Genomic DNA, 17469 nt, shown 5'->3' on the forward strand with positions numbered 1-17469 from the left:
ACGCGGGAGAAGCGCAGCTGATGGAGTACGTCTGGGGGTACGCGATCCGCCGCGAGTGGCCGGACGGCGCCCACGACCTGTTCGGCTTCGCCGCGGACCCGGAGACGGCGCAGCGGTGGCTCGACCGCGACCGGGCCTACTGGCGGGGTGGCCCGGTGCGGCCGGCGGCGGTGTATCTCGTGGCCGCGAACGCCGCCGACGTGGACCGCCATCCCGTGGCGGGCTGCCGGCGCTCGTGCTGCCCGGACTCCCCGGAGCGGGGGCAGCGGTGAGGTCTACGTATGTGCAGGTGGCGCTCGCGCGGCGGACGTTGACGCCGTTCGGGTTGTGGGTTTTCGGGGCGGCGGCGTCGGCGCCCATGGTGGTGCTGGCCGGGGGTGTCGTCGCCACGTACGCGACCACGGGGGTGACGGCCCTGCCGTTGACGTTTCTGCTGGTGGCGGGCACGGTGGCGGTGCTGGCGGTCGGTTACACGGCGATGGCGCGTCAGCTCGGGCATCCGGCGGCCTACTACGGCATCCTCGCCAACGGGTTGGGCCGTGGTTGGGGTGTCGCCGCCGGCCTGGTCGCCCTGGTGGCCTACAACGCCATCCAGACCAGCCTGTACGGGTTGTTCGGGGCGACGCTGGCCGGGCAGCTCGGTGGCTCGTGGTGGGTGTGGGCGGGCATCGCCCTGGCCGTCGTCGGGGTGCTGGGCGTGCGGGCGATCGTGCTCTCCACCCGGGTCCTGGCCGTCGTGCTGGCCGTGTCGCTGCTGATCGTCGCGGCGTTCGTGGTGGCCGGTGTGGGGCGGCCGGCAGGCGGCGGGCTGTCCTGGGCGGGCTTCGACGCCTCGGGGCTGGCCGTCAGCGGCATCGGCGGGGCGGTCGCCTTCTGCGTGGCCGCGTTCATGGGAGTAGACGCGCCGGGCTCGTTCGTCGAGGAGGCCGTCGACCGGCGGTCGGTCGGCCGGGCCACCCTCGCCGGAGTGGCCGTCCTCGGCGGCGTGTACGCGCTCGCCGCGTGGGCGATGGGCGTGGCGGTCGGCCCACACGCTGTCGCCGAGGCCGCTGCCGACCCGGCGGTGGGGCTGCCGTTCGCGGTGCTGGAGCGTCTCGGCGGCGGATGGGTGCTGCTCGCGGAGCTGATGCTGGTCTTCGCGATCGTCACCTCGATGCTGGCCTTCCACAGCGTCGTCGCCCGGTACGTCTTCGCGATGGCGCGCGAAGGCGTCCTGCCTGCCGGCCTCGCGCACACCGGCAGCGCGACCCGGGTCAGCGCGCCGCGCGGCGGGTCGCTGACCCAGACCGGCATCGCCTCGGTGGTGGTGGGCGCGTTCGCGTTCAGCGGCGCCGACCCTGTCGCGACGATGTTCACCTGGCTGTCGACGCTGGGGGCGATGGGCCTGCTGTGCCTGCTGCTGGCCGCATCGGTCGCCGCGATGCTGGCCCCGGCCGGCGTACGCGGTCCACAGGCCGGCGCGTGGGAGTGGCGGCTCGCGCCCGCCCTGGGTGTGCTCGGCGGGTCGGTGGTGCTGGTCCTGATGGTCGGCAACGTCGGGTCCCTGCTCGGTGCCGCGCCGGGGTCGCCGTATCCGTTCCTGCTGCCCGCGATCCTCGTCGCCACCGCCGTCGCGGGCGGGATGTGGGCCGGACGCCTGCGGCAGTCGCGCCCGGAGATCCACTTCGGCATCGGCCGAGGAACCCCGAAGACGCACGCCGTTCCCGACGCCATCGACGTCTCGATCTGAAAGGCAGGCGATGAGGACCCACGCGGCCATGCCCCCACCCGGCGGACGCCACGGCGTCGACCCCCTGCGTCCCGGCTGGCGGCCGGAGCACCCACCGGCGGCACCGCCACCGCCACCGCCGCCACCGTCGTCCCCGCATCCGCATCCGCATCCGCCGGAGGGTGACGGCGTGCCGGTCGAGGCGCGACGCTGGGCCGACCTGCGCAAGCAGGTCGCGTACCGGTCCAAGCGGCTCAACACCGGCCACATGGTCGAGGCAGACCAGCGGTTCGGGCAGCGCGACGCGCTCGGCCCGCACGGGGTGATGCTGTTCTTCGTCTCCGACGCCCCGGCCGAGCCGCACGGCTACCAGCTGCACACCGCCTACCGGCTGTGGCTGGCCTCGCCCGAATCGGACGACCTGCCGAGGCTCCTGGCCGACCTGGCGGAGGTGGCGGCCGAGAACGCCGCCCGTTCGGCCTCCGCCGGACGCCGGTGGCATCCCCTCGGCCCGGACGGCTCGATGGTCAACGGCGGGGACATGAGCCAGCCCGCCGGGGCGACCTACGTCGGCGTCGGCGTGACCACCCTCGACTCCGAGCAGGGCCGCTGGCACCAGGTCGCCCGCACCCTTCGCGAAGGACTGGCCACCGGCCGCCACCTGTCGGCCTTCGACCTCAAGGGCCAGTGCTACGCGCTGCTGACCGACGGCACCGCCCTGCACGTCGACCGCGATCCGCACGCCCGCCTCGGGGTGGACGGGATCCGGTGCAACAAGACCCTCGCCCCCGAGCGGATCACCTACTACAACCCCCACGAGCACCTCACCGAACAGGGCGACGACAACACCCGCGAGGTGTGGCGGCAGCTCGGCGCGCTGCACCACACCCTCACCGCCCACCTGCTCGCCGGGCGGCCGGCGTGACCCACACCCCCACCCTCAGGATCGCCACCGCCGCCGACCTCAGCCGCGCGCCGCTCGACGTCACCGCCGTCCTCGACCACCTGGTACGCGAGGCCGACGCCGCCGCGCCGACGGAGATCGGGTTCCCCGGCGCGGTGGACCTCGACCACAGCGAGGTCGTGGCCCGCCTCGGCACCCGGTTGTGGAACAACATCGGCGACCCGGCCGACGCGGGCGGCACAGCCCACACCCGGGTGCTGGAACGGGCCGTCGTCGCCTGGGTCGCCGACACCCTGGCCATGCCGCCCGACGACCGCTGGGGCTACGTCACCACCGGCGGCACCGAAGGCAACCTCTCGGCCCTGCACGCCGCCCACCGTCGCCATCCCACGGCACGCGTCTACCACTCGACCGCCGCGCACTACTCGATCCCCAAGACGGTGGCGATGCTCGGGGCACGCGGTGTCGTCGTCGACGCCCGCCCCGACGGAGAGATGGACTACGCGCACCTCGCCGCGCAGATCCGCCGACGCCGACGCTGGCCCGCCATCGTGGTCGCCACCGCCGGCACCACCATGACCGAGGCGGTGGACGACACCACCCGCATCCGCGCCGTCCTCGACGAGCACGGCGTGGACGGGCACCTGCACGTCGACGCGGCCCTGTCCGGCATCCCGCTCGCCCTCGACGGCCGGCTCCGCCTCGACACCACCAGCGGCGTGGGCAGCGTCGCCATCAGCGGCCACAAGTTCTTCGGCGTACCGACGCCGTGCGGCGTCGTCCTCGTCCGCGACGGCATCCGCAGACCGGTCAGCCACATCACGTACACCGACACCGCCGACACGACCGTCACCGGCTCCCGCTGCGGCCTCGCCGCCGCCCTGCTGTGGCACGCCATCGCCACGCACGGCCGAGAGGGCCACCGCTGGCGGGTCAGCGAGGCCCGCCGCCTCGCCGCCTACGCGACAGAGCAGCTCACCGCCGCCGGTTGGCCCGCCTGGCGGCACCCCCACGCCTTCACCGTGGTCCTGCCCACCCCACCCGAGACCGTACGCAGGAAGTGGCTGCTCGCCTCCGACGGGGACACCAGCCACATCATCTGCATGCCCGGCATCACCCGCGGCCAGGTCGACGCCTTCGTCGCCGACCTCACCGCCGCCGTAACACCGAGGCCGATCCCGCGACCACGGCCCGCGACCACGCCGGCTACCCACTGACGGAGATGGCCGATCGGCGCACTGTCCACCTTGTGGGGGATTCCACCGATTTGAACGTGACCTACCCTCGCACCCCTCGTTGCCCCCGGTGTCAACCATCACAACACGGGGGAATACATGAGCAAGACCTCTGCGTCGCTCAGGCGGGGCGGCCTCTACGCACAACTGGCGGTGTTCGCGCTGCTGGCCAGCGCCCTGGTGCTCGGGGTCGGGTCACCGGCCGCCGCCGCGTCGACGATCAACATCAAACCGGGGCACGCGCCGACGAAGGCGGCATCGTTCACCCAGAAGTGCGACCTCGGCGGCGGGCCCGTCGAGAACGAGGACGCGTGGGTGTTCGACCTGCCGGGCGACCCGGACACCAGCGGCACCTTCCAGTCGGTCACGGCGACCTTCAGCACACCGGACGGCGACGTCACGAAGACCATTCCTGGCACCCCGAACAGCACCATCGTCAAGGACACGGGCACCAGCAAGGCGTGGATCCGGGTCGCGGCCGGCTGGACGTTGACCGGCGCCACCGCGCAGATCTCCGGCACCGCCGACTCCTTCGTGCTCGGCGGCACCTGTGCGGCGTCGCACCCCCGGCCGAACCCGAAGCTGTACCTGGAGAAGACCGGGTACCCGGCCAAGGGCGTGAAGGCCGGTGACAAGGTCACCTACACCTACAAGGTGAAGAACCAGAGCACGGGCACGAAGTACCCGATCAGCAAGATCACCATCACCGACGACACGGTCACCGGGATCACCTGCGAGGACACGTCGCTCAAGCCCTGGGAGAGCACCACCTGCACCGGCAAGTACACCGTCAAGAAGACCGACGTGAAGAAGGGCAAGATCGTCAACAAGGCCAAGGCCACCGGGTGGTTCGGCAGGCAGAAGGTGCGGTCCAACGAGGCGACCTTCACCGTGACCACCAAGGCGGCCCCGCCGAAGCAGGTCAGCCTGTCGATCGACAAGAAGGCCCGGGTCGAGTCGGACTGCCGCAAGAAGTGTGAGAACGACGGCTACGCCGCCAAGGGCGACAAGATCTTCTACACCTACCGGGTGACGAACACCGGCACGGAAACCATCACCGACGTCGGCGTCTACGACCCGAAGGCCGGAAAGGTGGTCTGCAAGAACACCACGCTGGCGCGGGGCACCAGCACCGACTGCCGTGCCGTCGAGCCGCACGTGGTGACCAAGGCCGACGTCAAGGCCGGCAAGGTGGTCAACACGGCCCGGGCGACCGGCAAGTTCTACGGCAAGAAGGTGGTCTCCGAGCCCGACACCGTCACCGTCTGCATCCGGGGCGGCAAGTACGACCACCGGAACGACGACAAGGACCCGAAGGAGCTGCCGGTCACCGGTGACAGCTCCAACATGGCCCTCTCCCTCGGTGGCGGCCTCCTGGCCGTCGGCAGCCTCCTGCTGGGAGCCAGCCGGATCCGCCGCAGGGCGCACGTCCAGATCTGATCAGTACGGCAGGCACTCCGGGCACCGCATCCGGTGCCCGGAGTTGTCCTGTCTCCAGGAGGAGAACCGGGTGCTGGTACGGCTCAACCAGGCCGTGGAACACGTCGAGGGGCACCGGCCCGGCGCGGTGACCGGCGCGGACGCGCGGGGCGTCACCCGCTGATCTCGTCCAGCACCCGTCGCTGGAAGGCGCGCGACTCGGGACCGCCCGGCGGCAGCCCACCGACCCGCGCCGCGATCGACCGTTCGATCAGGTCGCCGGGCCCGCCGTCCAAGCGGGTTCCGGCGACTCGGCCGCCTCCGGCCGGCTCGGCAGCCCGGCCGTCTCCGGCCGGCCCGGCGACCCGGCCATCTCCGGGTGGCCCGGCGACTCGGTTGTCTCCGGGTGGGCCGGCCGGCCAGCCGTCGGCGATCAGCCGGCGGCCGGCGTCGACCTTCGACAGCCAGACGCCGTGGTGGACCCTGACCAGGGACCGGCAGGCGCCGAGCACCGCGTCCTCGGCACCGGGGGCGGGACCGTCGCCGGGCGGCGTCGGCAGGGCCAGCCACCAGCGCAGCGCGTCGGTCAGCAGGCGACGCAGGTCGGCGGGGGAGAGGTCGGCGAAGGTCTCGGCGGCCGGCGGCCCGAGCAGGGCGTGGCCGCACTGGTGCAGGATGCTGCGGTCCAGGCCGTACCAGAACAGGCCGTCCTCGGCCGGGCGGTCGGCGGCGGCCCACGTCGCCCGGAACGGCATCCGCGCGCCGGTGTTCAGCTCGACCTCGAACCCCGGCTCCGGCGTGCCGGAGCGGGCCACCGCCCACTGGTAGACGACCAGTTCCAGCCCGCGCGCCGGGCAGGGCAGCGCCTCGTGCCGCAGCCGGGCCACCAGTTCCTGCCTGCGCGCGAGGTCGAGGGCGTCGGCGCAGACCAGCGCGACGTCGACGTCACTGCGCCCCGGCTGGTATGCGCCCAGCCCGACCGAGCCGGCCGCGTACGCCCCGACGAGGTCGTCGCCGAGGACGTCGCGGGCGGCGGTGACCAGGTCGGCGAGGTAACCGCGCACGGGCGGGTCGAGGTCAGTCATCGGACTCGGTCCAGTCCGTGCCGGCGGGCAGGAACCAGGCGCTCGCTTCGGTGCCGAGGGCGTGCGCGACGACCAGTCGGGCGTGCCGGTCCAGGGTGGGCAGCCGGTCCGGCGGGAACCAACCCACGGCCACCGACTCGTCGTCGTTGACCCGGGCCGTGCCGCCGACCAGCCGGCAGCGGAAGCCGAGGTTGAGGAATTCGCAGCGGTCGCCGTTGGGGTAGGTGTGTGGCCGCGAGACGACACTGCTCAGCCGGACCGGCTCGACCTCCAGGCCGGTCTCCTCCCACACCTCGCGGACCACCGCCGTGGCGGGCTGTTCGCCCGGCTCGACGATGCCGCTGACCACCGACCAGCGCCCGTCGTCGGCGCGCCTGCCGAGCAGCAGCTTGCCGGCGTCGTCGCACACCACCGCGCTGACGCTCGACAGCTGGAGCAGGTCGTGCCCCACGCACTCACGCAGCCGCAGGATGTGGTCCGGAACGCCCATCCGGCGACCCTAGCCCGCCTCCGACCGGCAGCCCGGCCCGCGTCAGCCCGACCAGTGACCTCCGCGGGCCACCCCCGGCAGGTCAGCCGGGGCAGGGCAGCCGTTCGAGGGCGGGCGGGGTGGCGTCGGGGGAGACGGCCAACGCGAAGCACGCCGCCGAGTCGGCCTGCTGCCAACCGAAGACGGACGCCGCCGTCTTCGTCACCTGGACGCGGAGGAGCAGCCGTACGGTCCGGGGCCCGTCGCTGCCGACGGTCAGCACCTCGACCCCGTCCACCGCGTCGGCGGCCTGCCGCAGCCTCGCCTCCCCGGCCGCCGGATCGGCGAGCAACCGGGCGCGGGCGAGTTGCGCGGTGGCGGTCACCTCCCGTTCGGCCCGCTGCTCCAGCCGGTGCTGCGACCGGTCCCGCAGCAGCGGCAGCCCGACGGCCGCACCGACGCCCGCCAGCACGACCGTCAGCGCCGTCAGCGCCAGCCCGCGCCGCAGCCACACCGAACCGCCACCCCCGTGTCGCACCGGGGGATTGTGCGACACGGGGGCGCCGTACGGCTGCCCCGTCGGGAGCCGACGGGCGTACGCCGTGCACCTGCTCGGCCTGTTTTCGCAGTTCCAGCCCCTGACGGCGGGAGCACGTCTACTGTGGAGAACATCGGCGACTTGTGCTGTTCCGGTGGCGGCCGGGTGGTTCCCGGTGCACAGTGATCCCATGAGCGACAGCGGAAGCGGTGGGCACTACTACTGGTGCACCCGGCACCACCGGGTCGAGACCGACGCCGACGTGTGCCCCGCCAGGCACGTTCTCGGGCCGTACGCCTCAGCCGCCGACGCGGAGAACGCCCTGCAGACGGTGCGGGAGCGCAACGACGCGTGGGAGGCCGAGGACGCCCGCTGGGCCGGGGAGGGCAGATAGGCGGCGCGGGACGGCCCGCGCCGAGATACGTGGTGCTCCGCGAGGGCGAGAGCACGTCCCCAGGAAGGGAACCGAGATGGCCGAAGCACAGCAGGCCACCACCCGCCCGGCCGCCAGACGTACGACCGCCAGGAAGACCGCCGCGGCGGAGCGGACCGCGGGTACGACGCGGGCCCTGCGCCCGGCCGCCACGACCACGGTGGCGAAGAAGGCGCCGGCCAAGAAGGCGACGGGCGGTGCGGGGCGGGCCCCGGCGAAGAAGACCACCGCCGCGAAGGCGACCGCTGCGAAGACGACCGCTGCGAGGGCGACCGCTGCGAAGACGACCGCTGCGAGGGTGACCGCTGCGAAGACGACTGCTGCGAAGGCCCCCGCGAAGAAGGCGGCGACCAGGAAGACCGCCGCCGCCGCGAAGCCGACGGCCGCGGCGAAGAAGACGACCGCCGCGAAGAAGGCCCCCGCCGCGGCGAAGCGGACGGCGGCGGCCAGGAGCACGGCGGCGAAGAAGACGACCTCGGCGAGGACGCCCGCCCGGCAGGCGGCGACGAAGGCCACCAGCACGGCGAGGAAGACGACCGCGCCGGCGAAGAAGGCCCCCGCCAGGACCACCACCGCCGCCCGCGCGGTCACCCCGGCGGCGAAGAAGACGGCCACAGCGGTGGCGAAGAAGACCGCCACGGCGGTGGCGAAGCAGACGGCCGGGAAGGTCGCGAAACAGACCGCCGGGGCCGTGGCGAAACAGACCGCCGGGAAGGTCGCGAAGCAGACGGCCGGGGCCGTGGCGACGAAGACCGCCACAGCGGTGGCGAAGAAGACCACGGCGGCGAAGAGCACGGCGGCGAAGGCCCCGGCGAAGAAGGCCACCGCCAAGAAGGCGACGTCGGCCAGAAAGACGACGCCGGCCAAGAAGACGACGCCGGCCAGGAAGACGGCCGCGACCCGGCCCACCGGCGGCGCCCGCAAGGCCGCCGCGAAGAAGGCCCCCGCCAGGAAGGCCACCGACACCTCCTCGGCCACCACCCGCAAGGCGGCGGCCAAGAAGGCCCCGGCGAAGAAGACGACCGCCGCCAAGGCGCCGGCCAGGAAGGTCACCGCCCGCAAGGCACCCGCCGCCCGGACGACCGCAGCCCGGGCCACCGCCCCCCGGGGCGTACGGACGAACGCGCGCAGGGCGACCGGCTGACCCCGGCGCGAGGCGACCGGCGCTCGCCGGGAAGCGGATCATCCGCCACACTGTCAGGATTGACCCCGTGGTGATCCGACGCGTACTCGCACCCCGCATCGACTTCGGCGCGCTGCGCCGCGAGCTGGGACTACCCGAGGGGTTCCCGGCCGTGGCGCAGCGGGAGGCCGACGCCGCGGCGGCCACACCGCCCCGGCCCGCCGCCGACCGCACCGACGTCCCGTTCGTCACCGTCGACCCCGCCGCTTCACGCGACCTCGACCAGGCGATGCACCTCGCCCGCCGTCCCGGCGGCGGCTACCGGGTGTCGTACGCGATCGCCGACGTCGCCGCACACGTCCGCCCCGGCGGCGCGCTGGAGGAGGAGACCTGGCGGCGCGGGCAGACCGTCTACCTGCCCGACGGCACGGTGCCGTTGCACCCCGAGACCCTCAGCGAGGGCGCGGCGAGCCTGCTGCCGGACGTCGACCGGGCCGCCGTGGTATGGACCGTCGACCTGGATTCCGACGGCGGCACCGTCGCGGTCACGCTGGAACGCGCGCTGGTCCGCAGCCGGGCCAAGCTGGACTACGTCGGCGTGCAGGCAGCCGCCGACGCCGGCCGGCTGCCCGACCCGATCGCCCTGCTGCCCGAGATCGGGGCCCTGCTCACCGCCCGGGGAATGCGCCGCGGGGCGATCAACCTGCCGCTGCCCGAGCAGGACGTCGAGGCCGACGGCGACGGCTGGCGGCTGGTGCTGCGCGGGCCCGTGCCGATGGAGGAGCACAACGCCCAGATCTCGCTGCTGACCGGGATGGCCGCCGCCGACATCATGCTGGCCGGAAAGATCGGCCTGCTGCGTACGATGCCGGCACCGAAGCCCGAGGCAGTGGCGCGGCTGCGGGCCGCCGCCGCCCCGCTGGGCGTGCACTGGCCGGACGGGGCCGGCCCCGGCGAGGTGATCGCCGGCCTGGACCCGTCGCAGCCCCGGGCAGCCGCCTTCGTCGACCAGGCCGCCGAGCTGATGCGCGGGGCCGCGTACACCGCCTTCGACGGCGCGTTGCCCGAGCAACGGGAGCACGGCGGGGTCGCTGCCGCGTACGCCCATGTCACCGCGCCGTTGCGGCGACTGGCCGACCGGTACGCCACGGAGGTCTGCCTGGCCCTGCACGAAGGCCGGGAGGTGCCCGACTGGGCGCGCGCGGCGCTGCCCCGGCTGCCGGAGGTGATGGCCACCACCGACCGGGCCGCCTCGGCGGCCACCCGGGGCGCGATCGAGTTGGCCGAGGCGGTGCTGCTCCAGCACCGGGTGGGGGAGACCTTCGACGCGGCGGTGCTGGACGTGGACGCGGCCCCGGACGGCAGGGCCCGCCCCGGTCGCCGGCCCGGCGGCACGGTGGCGCTGGACGACCCGCCGGTCCGCGCCCGCTGCCTCGGCGAACTGCCACTCGGCGAGCGGATCCGGGTACGGCTGGTCACCGCCGACCCGGTCGCCCGCGCGGTGGCCTTCGAACGGGCCTGACCACCGTCGGCGCCGGCCCGGCCATGGAGCGCGATCCGGGGCAGACGACCGACCTGCCGGCCCTCGTTCCGGCCGGTCTTCGGGCTGCTGGTAGCGGGGATTGTCACAGCTCCTGCCGCTGCTGCGAACGCCGCAGGTTTGCGAGGATGACGGCATGGCTTACGACGCGAGCACGCTGCCCGACGTGTCCGGGCTGACCGTCGGCATCATCGGCGGCACCGGCGACCAGGGGCGGGGCCTCGCCTACCGGTTCGCCCGGGCCGGCCAGACCGTGCTGATCGGATCCCGTTCCGCCGAGCGGGCCGCGCAGTCCGCCGAGGAGATCGCGGCCCTGCCCGGCGTACCCGCCGGGGCCCGGGTCGCCGGCGGCGGCAACGAGGAGGTGGCCCGGGGCAGCGACGTGGTCATCATCGCGGTGCCGTGGGACGGGCACGCCGCCACCGTCGCCGCGCTCGCCGAGCCGCTCGCCGGCAAGATCGTCGTCGACTGCGTCAACCCGCTCGGCTTCGACAAGCAGGGCCCGTACGCGCTCACGGTCGCCGAGGGCAGCGCCGTGCAGCAGGCCGCCGGGCTGCTGCCCGACTCCCGGGTCTGCGCCGCGTTCAACCACGTCAGCGCCCCGCTGCTGGCCGACCCCGAGGTCGACCGGATCGACCTCGACGTGCTGATCTGCACCGAGGACCGGGAGTTGGCGGGCGTCGTCGCCGCACTCGCCGCGCGGATCCCCGGCATGCGCGGCATCTACGCGGGCCGGCTACGCAACGCGCACCAGATCGAGGCGTTCACCGCCAACCTGATCGCCATCAACAAGCGCTACAAGGCCCACGCCGGCATCCGCGTCACCGACCTCTGACAACGGCCCCGCCCGGCCCTGGCCGGGCCTGGCCCAGCCCGGGCCGTGCCCGGCCCCGCCCGGCTCGGCCCGGCTCGGCTCGGCTCGGCCGAGATCTTGGTACGAAACGGCCCCTCCGAGGGCCGTTTCGTACCAAGATCTCTATTGAAGCCCGACATTTGGCGCGGGTAGCGTAGCGACTCAGATGACCAGTTTCCCAGCGGCTGCGCTCCGCGTACGCGACGAGTCGCTGCCGGAGTATGAACGGCTCCTGCACCTTCGTGAGTGTGCACTGCGTTGCGCGCCCTACGGGTTCCGTGCCACCTGGCACTATCTGATCGTGAACGCCGGAATTCCGCAGCGGCTCGAGGACGATCCAGCGGCGCTGAATCGGGCGGTAGACGAACTCTCCGCGGCGCGAGCGATATGGCGGCGGCAGGCCGCGGGGTTCGCGGCCGAGCGTCGGGCGGCCAAGGCGCGGGGGCAGCGTGCGGTTCCCAGGCGTGATCGGTGGCAGCAGCACGGGGTCTTCGGCATTGCTTTCTGCCCCGATCCCTTGCGCCACCCTGTCGATCCATTACCGGTCATCCTCCGGCGCCTCATCGAGGTCTACGGCGCGGGAACGTTGGTCGACAGTGAGTGTCCACTGTGTGGCGAACGGCTGCGCAGGAAGATCTGCGCCACGTGCGGCATCCAACCGCGCGGCCACGATGGCGGGGTGCGCCTTGCGGAGGCAGCGCGTACGCGTTACCTGTGGCGTGAGATCTGGAGGCGTACTCCCATGACCGGATTTTCGCCGCCGATGCTGGCTGCGCTGCGCAACGCTCGCCGGTTGGCGACGGAGGTTCCGGCGAGTGGGCCGGGACGCCGAGCATTCGTCGACATCGTTCCGGGTCGAACCGACGCCGACCGTATCGCTGAACAGGAGGGCTGGGTGCGAAGCGACCCGTCCCGCCCCTACGAGGTGCGGCACTGGGATTACGACGAACGGCTGCTCGACACGTTCGACTATGACCTCGGCGCGGTCCGTATCGCCACTGCCTCGGCGCGAGGCAACGTCGACCTGCTTTCCCTGCTGGCCGACTGGGGATTGACCCCGACGCAGTTCGACCACCCATGGAATACCGCCGACCCGCGCTGAACCAGAGGTGGTGCGGCCCGCGAGGCCGCACCACCCGTGGCGGTCAGAAGGTGTGTTCGGCTGCCGGGAAGTCGCCGCCCCGGACCTCGTCGGCGAACCGCCGGGTCGCGTCGGTCAGGGCGCCCGACAGGTCGGCGTAGCGCTTCACGAAGCGCGGCGCCTTGCCGGTACGCAGGCCGGCCATGTCCTGCCACACCAGCACCTGGGCGTCGGTGTCCGCGCCGGCGCCGATGCCCACGGTCGGGATCGGCAGTTCCGCCGTGATCTGCTTGGCCACCTGCCCGGGGACCATCTCCAGCACCACGGCGAACGCGCCCGCCTCCGCCACGGCCCGGGCGTCGGCGATCACGTCGTCGGCCGCGTCGCCGCGCCCCTGCACCCGGTAGCCGCCGATGGCGTGCTCGCTCTGCGGCGTGAACCCGATGTGTGCCATCACCGGGATGCCGGCGCCGGTGATGGCGGCGATCTGCGCCGCGCAGCGCCGGCCGCCCTCCAGCTTCACCGCGTGGCAGCCGCCCTCCTTCATGAACCGCACGGCGGTACGCAGCGCCTGCGTGGGACCTTCCTCGTAGGAGCCGAACGGCAGGTCGCCGACGACCAGCGCGTGCCGGGTCGCCCGGACCACCGCGCGGACCAGCGGGAGCAGTTCCTCGGCGGTCACCGGCACCGTCGTCTCGTAGCCGAAGACGTTGTTCGCCGCCGAGTCGCCGACCAGCAGCACCGGGATGCCGTTCTGGTCGAAGATCGAGGCCGTGTACTGGTCGTACGAGGTGAGCATCGGCCACCGCTCGCCGCGCTCCTTGGCGGCGATCAGGTCGCGGGTGCGTACGCGCCGGGTGGCCGGGCCGCCGTAGAGGGCGGTCACCTCGGACGGGGTGGACTCCACCATGACTGTCTCCTTCCTCGAGGCCGCGTGCGCGGTCCCCGGGTTCCCCGCGATCGTCGCACCCGACGACCGGCTCGCGGCAGAGCGCAGTGGAGGATGTCACTCCCGGGCCACCAGGCACCGCCGCCGGCAGGACGCCGACTGCCGCCCGCCGCCGGCAGGACGCCGGCCAGGGCCGCCCGTAGGCCGTGCCGTCGCCCGGGACTGATTCCGGCTCAGCCGTCCTCGCGCCACCGGTTCGTGATCGGCAGTCGCCGGTCGCGCCCGAACGCCTTCATCGAGATCTTCGTGCCCGGCGCGGACTGGCGGCGCTTGTACTCGGCGGTATCCACCATCCGCAGCACCCGGTCGACGACGGCCGGGTCGTGGCCGGACGCGACCAGCCCGTCCCGGCCCAGGTCACCGTCGACGTAGCCGATCAGGATCGGGTCCAGCACGTCGTAGTCGGGCAGGGTGTCGCTGTCCAGTTGGCCCGGGCTCAGCTCGGCGCTCGGCGGCTTGCCGATCGAGTTCTCCGGGATGGGCGGGGTGTCGCCCCGGCGGGCGGCATCGGCGTTGCGCCACTTCGCCAGCCGCCAGACCAGCGTCTTCCAGACGTCCTTGACCGGGTTGAAGCCGCCGACCGAGTCGCCGTAGAGGGTGGAGTAGCCGACCGCCAGCTCGCTCTTGTTGCCGGTGGTCAGCACCAGGTGGCCCTCCTGGTTCGACAGGGCCATCAGGATCACCCCGCGTACCCGTGCCTGGAGGTTCTCCACGGAGACCCCGGAGAGCGACATGTTCGCCAGGAAGGTGTCCACCATCGGCTGGATCGGCTCGACCCGGTAGTCCAGGCCGGTGCGCTTCGCCAGGTCGGCGGCGTCCTCCCGGCTGTGCTCGGAGGAGTGCTGGCTGGGCAGCGACACGCCGACCACCCGGTCGGACCCGAGCGCGTCGACGGCCAGCGCGGCCACCACCGCCGAGTCGATGCCACCGGAGAGGCCCAGCACCACCGACGGGAAGCGGTTCTTGTTGACGTAGTCGCGCAGCCCCAGCACGAGCGCCTGCCACACCTCGGCCTCGTCGGCCACCGGGGCGATCGTCCCGCCGGTGGCGGCGGGCCCGGCGGGCGCCTGCGGAATGTCGCCCGCCTCGGTGCGGACCACCCGCAGCTCGTCCGCCAACACCTGGTCGGGGGTGGCCGGCTGCCCTGCCGCCGGCAGCTGGACGTCGTGCACCAGCAGGTGCTCGACGAACTGCGGGGCCCGGGTGAGCAGGGCGCCGTCGGCGCTCACGATCATCGAGTCGCCCTCGAAGACCAGCTCGTCCTGACCGCCGACCATGTTGACGTACGCGACGGTCGCCCCGGCCTCGGCGGCCCGGCGGCGGACCAGCGGCAGGCGTACGTCGTCCTTGTTCAGCTCGTACGGCGAGCCGTTGATGCTCAGGACCAGGCCGACGCCGGCCTGGCGGGCGGCGGCGAACGGTCCGCCGGCCTGCCACAGGTCCTCGCAGATGGTCAGCGCCACGTCCACCCCGCCGACGCGGACGACGGTCAGCGTGTCGCCGGAGACGAAGTAGCGGTCCTCGTCGAAGACGCCGTAGTTGGGCAGGTGGTGCTTGAAGTAGGTGGTGACGATCCCGCCACGGTGCAGCAGGGCCGCCGCGTTGCGGGTGCCGCGACCGGGCTCGGCGTCGCTGCTGCCCTGCGGCGGACCGTCGGCGTCCAGGTAGCCGACCAGCACCGGCAGCGCGCCCAGCCCGTCCGCGTCGAGATCGGCGGCGAGACGTTCCAGCGCGGCCTTCGACGCGGCGACGAAGGACCGGCGGAAGACCAGGTCCTCGACCGGGTAGCCGGTCAGCACCATCTCCGGGAACGCGACGACCTGGGCGCCGGCGTCGGCGGCCCGGCGGGTCCAGTCACGGACCAGGCCGGAGTTGCCGGCGAGGTCGCCGACGGTCGGGTTGACCTGGCACAGGGCGAGACGCAGGGTGGGCATGTCCTCATCTTGCCCCAGCCGGCCGGTCCCGACACGGCGGGCGGCAGGCCCGCCGGGACGTGGCCGGGCGGCAGGGCGCGGGCCGCGGACAGGGCGGGACGCCCGCCTCCCGGTCGCGTAACGTCGGCGTAACGAGGCCGGTGGAGACTGGTCGGTCAGGCCGGGTCGACCCCGGCCGCAGGCGGGCAGAGTGTCGCGAGGGGTGGAAGTGGACCGTCAGCAGGAGTTCGTCCTCCGTACGCTGGAAGAGCGGGACATCCGGTTCGTCCGGCTGTGGTTCACCGACGTGCTGGGCACGCTCAAGAGTGTGTCGGTGGCGCCCGCCGAGCTGGAGGCGGCCTTCGAGGAGGGCATCGGGTTCGACGGCTCGGCGATCGAGGGCTTCGCCCGGGTCTTCGAGTCCGACATGGTGGCCATGCCCGACCCGACGACCTTCCAGGTCTTCCCGTTCGAAGGCGGGGCCAGCGGCGAGAGCGCCCGGATGTTCTGCGACATCCTGCTTCCCGACGGCGGCCCCTCCTGGGCCGACCCGCGGCACGTGCTGCGCCGGGCGCTGTCCAAGGCCGCCGAGAAGGGCTTCACCTTCTACACCCACCCCGAGATCGAGTTCTTCCTGCTGGAGAACGGCCCGATGGACGGCTCGGTGCCGATCCCGGTCGACACCGGCGGCTACTTCGAGCACACCACCCACGCGGTGGCCCGCGACTTCCGCCGGCAGGGCGTGCTGGCGCTGGAGCGGATCGGCATCTCCGTGGAGTTCAGCCACCACGAGGTGGCCCCCGGCCAGCAGGAGATCGACCTGCGCTACGCCGACGCGCTGACCACCGCCGACAACATCATGACCTTCCGGCACGTGGTGAAGGAGGTGGCGCTCTCCACCGGCGTGCAGGCCACCTTCATGCCGAAGCCGTTCACCGACCAGCCCGGCAGCGGCATGCACACCCACCTGTCGCTGTTCGAGGGGGAGCGCAACGCGTTCCACGACGCCGGCGACCCGATGAAGCTGTCCAAGGTGGCCCGGGCGTTCATCGCCGGGCTGCTGGTGCACGCCCGGGAGTACACGGCCGTCACCAACCAGTGGGTCAACTCGTACAAGCGGCTGTTCCCGCAGGCGCTGCCGGACCGGGTCACCGAGAGCCCGGCGTACGTCTGCTGGGGTCACCTGAACCGGTCGGCGCTGGTCCGGGTCCCCGCCTACGGCAAGCCGAACTCGGCCCGGGTGGAGGTCCGCTCGCCGGACTCGGCGGCCAACCCCTACCTGGCCTTCGCGGTGCTGCTCGGCGCCGGGATGAAGGGCATCGAGGAGGGCTACGAGCTGCCGCCGGGCGCCGAGGACGACGTCTGGTCGTTGACGAGCGCCGAGCGCCGGGCGATGGGCTACGAGCAGTTGCCGCAGAACCTGTCCGAGGCGATCGACGTGATGGCCGGCTCCGAGCTGGTCGCCGAGGTGCTCGGCGAACACGTCTTCGACTTCTTCCTGCGCAACAAGCGGGCCGAGTGGGAGCAGTACCGCCGCGAGGTCACCCCCTACGAGCGGAAGCACTACCTGTCGCTGTAGGACCGTCCCCCGGCGCCGGGGCGGGGCTCCCGCCGCTGGCGCGGTGCCGCTATCGTCTCGGTCACCGCGCCGGCACCCCCGCCGGGCGCAGAGTGCGGGAGGCAGTCGGTGCTGGAAGACCTGCTCAGCGGAGCCTGGCAGAGCGTCGTGTTCGGGGTCGTCGGGGTGGCCCTGATGGCGGCCGGGTTCGGGCTGGTCGACATGCTCACTCCCGGCCGGCTGCGGGAGCTGATCTGGGTGCGGCGCAACGGCAACGCCGCGTTGCTGCTCGCCGCCAACCAGCTCGGCATCGCCGGGATCGTGTTCACCGCGATCCTGACCAGCTACAGCGACTTCGCCAAGGGGCTCGCCTCGACGGTCGTCTTCGGCCTGATCGGGCTGGCCATCATGGCGCTGGCGTTCTTCGTGCTGGACCTGCTCACCCCGGGCAAGCTCGGCGAGATCATCTGCTCGGACGAGCCGCACCCGGCGGCCCGGGTCAGCGCCGCCACCCACTTCGGCGCCGCACTGATCGTCTGCGCCTGCATCGCCTGAGCTGCGACCCGACCCGACCCGACCCGACCCGGCCCGACCGGGCGGCGATGCGCTCGACCCGGCGGCGATCTTGCACTTTCGGCCCGCGTGATGCCGCTTTCGCGAC

16 protein-coding genes are annotated in these 17469 nt (G+C 73.2%); 10 read left to right on the forward strand and 6 right to left on the reverse strand.

Going from position 1 to position 17469, the window contains the following annotated elements; genetic code table 11:
- Positions 1–20 precede the first annotated feature (20 nt).
- The 5 genes from AB0D32_RS20130 to AB0D32_RS20150 all read left to right on the forward strand — a co-directional run bounded on the left by AB0D32_RS20130 (position 21) and on the right by AB0D32_RS20150 (position 5287).
- Entirely contained in the window at positions 21–272 is a 252-nt protein-coding gene (locus AB0D32_RS20130; RefSeq protein ID WP_357092004.1) for a hypothetical protein, read from the forward strand.
- A gap of 11 nt (positions 273–283) precedes the next feature.
- The gene (locus tag AB0D32_RS20135) at positions 284–1729 is read left to right on the forward strand and encodes an APC family permease (protein WP_357092060.1); all 1446 of its coding nucleotides are present in this window, start codon (positions 284–286) and stop codon (positions 1727–1729) included.
- 169 nt (positions 1730–1898) lie between these two features.
- Entirely contained in the window at positions 1899–2633 is a 735-nt protein-coding gene (locus AB0D32_RS20140) for a hypothetical protein (protein WP_357092007.1), read from the forward strand.
- On the forward strand, positions 2630–3829 hold the full coding sequence (locus AB0D32_RS20145; protein WP_357092010.1) for a histidine decarboxylase: 1200 nt from the start codon (positions 2630–2632) through the stop codon (positions 3827–3829). Before AB0D32_RS20140 ends, AB0D32_RS20145 begins: the two co-directional genes overlap by 4 nt.
- A gap of 117 nt (positions 3830–3946) precedes the next feature.
- Positions 3947–5287, forward strand: coding sequence for an LPXTG cell wall anchor domain-containing protein (locus tag AB0D32_RS20150; RefSeq protein ID WP_357092012.1), 1341 nt, complete (start codon positions 3947–3949; stop codon positions 5285–5287).
- A 152-nt stretch (positions 5288–5439) separates the two neighbouring features.
- Here the strand turns inward: AB0D32_RS20150 and AB0D32_RS20155 are convergent, their stop codons facing one another.
- The 4 genes from AB0D32_RS20155 to AB0D32_RS20170 form a co-directional block, all read right to left on the reverse strand.
- Complete coding sequence (locus AB0D32_RS20155) at positions 5440–6351, reverse strand: nucleotidyltransferase domain-containing protein (protein WP_357092015.1); 912 nt, start codon at positions 6349–6351, stop codon at positions 5440–5442.
- Positions 6344–6841, reverse strand: a complete 498-nt coding sequence (locus AB0D32_RS20160) for an NUDIX domain-containing protein (protein ID WP_357092018.1) — start codon at positions 6839–6841, stop codon at positions 6344–6346. Before AB0D32_RS20160 ends, AB0D32_RS20155 begins: the two co-directional genes overlap by 8 nt.
- Positions 6842–6923: 82 nt before the next feature.
- Positions 6924–7358, reverse strand: coding sequence for a hypothetical protein (locus AB0D32_RS20165; RefSeq protein ID WP_357092021.1), 435 nt, complete (start codon positions 7356–7358; stop codon positions 6924–6926).
- 298 nt (positions 7359–7656) lie between these two features.
- Positions 7657–8844 carry a hypothetical protein gene (locus tag AB0D32_RS20170; protein WP_357092024.1) on the reverse strand — a complete coding sequence of 396 codons (1188 nt, stop codon included), beginning with the start codon at positions 8842–8844 and terminating at the stop codon, positions 7657–7659.
- Positions 8845–9002: 158 nt separating this feature from the next.
- Between AB0D32_RS20170 and AB0D32_RS20175 the strand changes: the two genes are divergently transcribed.
- From AB0D32_RS20175 to AB0D32_RS20185, 3 genes are all read left to right on the forward strand, one after another.
- On the forward strand, positions 9003–10436 hold the full coding sequence (locus tag AB0D32_RS20175; protein ID WP_357092027.1) for an RNB domain-containing ribonuclease: 1434 nt from the start codon (positions 9003–9005) through the stop codon (positions 10434–10436).
- A 154-nt stretch (positions 10437–10590) separates the two neighbouring features.
- A complete protein-coding gene (npdG, locus tag AB0D32_RS20180) occupies positions 10591–11289 on the forward strand; it encodes an NADPH-dependent F420 reductase (protein WP_357092030.1) in 699 nt (232 codons plus the stop codon).
- A 184-nt stretch (positions 11290–11473) separates the two neighbouring features.
- Positions 11474–12409 carry a hypothetical protein gene (locus tag AB0D32_RS20185; protein WP_357092033.1) on the forward strand — a complete coding sequence of 312 codons (936 nt, stop codon included), beginning with the start codon at positions 11474–11476 and terminating at the stop codon, positions 12407–12409.
- A gap of 43 nt (positions 12410–12452) precedes the next feature.
- Here AB0D32_RS20185 and panB read toward each other — a convergent pair whose 3' ends face one another.
- Both panB and AB0D32_RS20195 read right to left on the reverse strand, forming a co-directional pair.
- Positions 12453–13298: a 3-methyl-2-oxobutanoate hydroxymethyltransferase gene (gene panB / locus AB0D32_RS20190; RefSeq protein WP_357092036.1), complete on the reverse strand. Its 846-nt coding sequence runs from the start codon at positions 13296–13298 to the stop codon at positions 12453–12455.
- A gap of 212 nt (positions 13299–13510) precedes the next feature.
- Positions 13511–15271, reverse strand: coding sequence for an NAD+ synthase (locus tag AB0D32_RS20195; RefSeq protein WP_357092039.1), 1761 nt, complete (start codon positions 15269–15271; stop codon positions 13511–13513).
- 208 nt (positions 15272–15479) lie between these two features.
- Here AB0D32_RS20195 and glnA point away from each other — a divergent pair, with 208 nt between their 5' ends.
- On the forward strand, positions 15480–16829 hold the full coding sequence (gene glnA, locus AB0D32_RS20200; protein ID WP_357092042.1) for a type I glutamate--ammonia ligase: 1350 nt from the start codon (positions 15480–15482) through the stop codon (positions 16827–16829).
- A gap of 108 nt (positions 16830–16937) precedes the next feature.
- A complete protein-coding gene (locus tag AB0D32_RS20205) occupies positions 16938–17363 on the forward strand; it encodes a DUF350 domain-containing protein (protein ID WP_357092045.1) in 426 nt (141 codons plus the stop codon).
- Positions 17364–17469: the final 106 nt, after the last annotated feature.

The organism is Micromonospora sp. NPDC048170, assembly GCF_040652795.1.
Classification (GTDB): domain Bacteria; phylum Actinomycetota; class Actinomycetes; order Mycobacteriales; family Micromonosporaceae; genus Micromonospora.

Bases quoted from the DNA above. Each gene is read 5' to 3' on its own strand.
- AB0D32_RS20130 (WP_357092004.1), top strand. From the start codon at position 21: ATGGAGTACGTCTGGGGGTACGCGATCCGCCGCGAGTGGCCGGACGGC.
- AB0D32_RS20150 (WP_357092012.1), top strand. From the start codon at position 3,947: ATGAGCAAGACCTCTGCGTCGCTCAGGCGGGGCGGCCTCTACGCACAA.
- AB0D32_RS20155 (WP_357092015.1), bottom strand. From the start codon at position 6,351: ATGACTGACCTCGACCCGCCCGTGCGCGGTTACCTCGCCGACCTGGTC.
- AB0D32_RS20160 (WP_357092018.1), bottom strand. From the start codon at position 6,841: ATGGGCGTTCCGGACCACATCCTGCGGCTGCGTGAGTGCGTGGGGCAC.
- npdG (WP_357092030.1), top strand. From the start codon at position 10,591: ATGGCTTACGACGCGAGCACGCTGCCCGACGTGTCCGGGCTGACCGTC.
- AB0D32_RS20185 (WP_357092033.1), top strand. From the start codon at position 11,474: ATGACCAGTTTCCCAGCGGCTGCGCTCCGCGTACGCGACGAGTCGCTG.
- panB (WP_357092036.1), bottom strand. From the start codon at position 13,298: ATGGTGGAGTCCACCCCGTCCGAGGTGACCGCCCTCTACGGCGGCCCG.
- AB0D32_RS20195 (WP_357092039.1), bottom strand. From the start codon at position 15,271: ATGCCCACCCTGCGTCTCGCCCTGTGCCAGGTCAACCCGACCGTCGGC.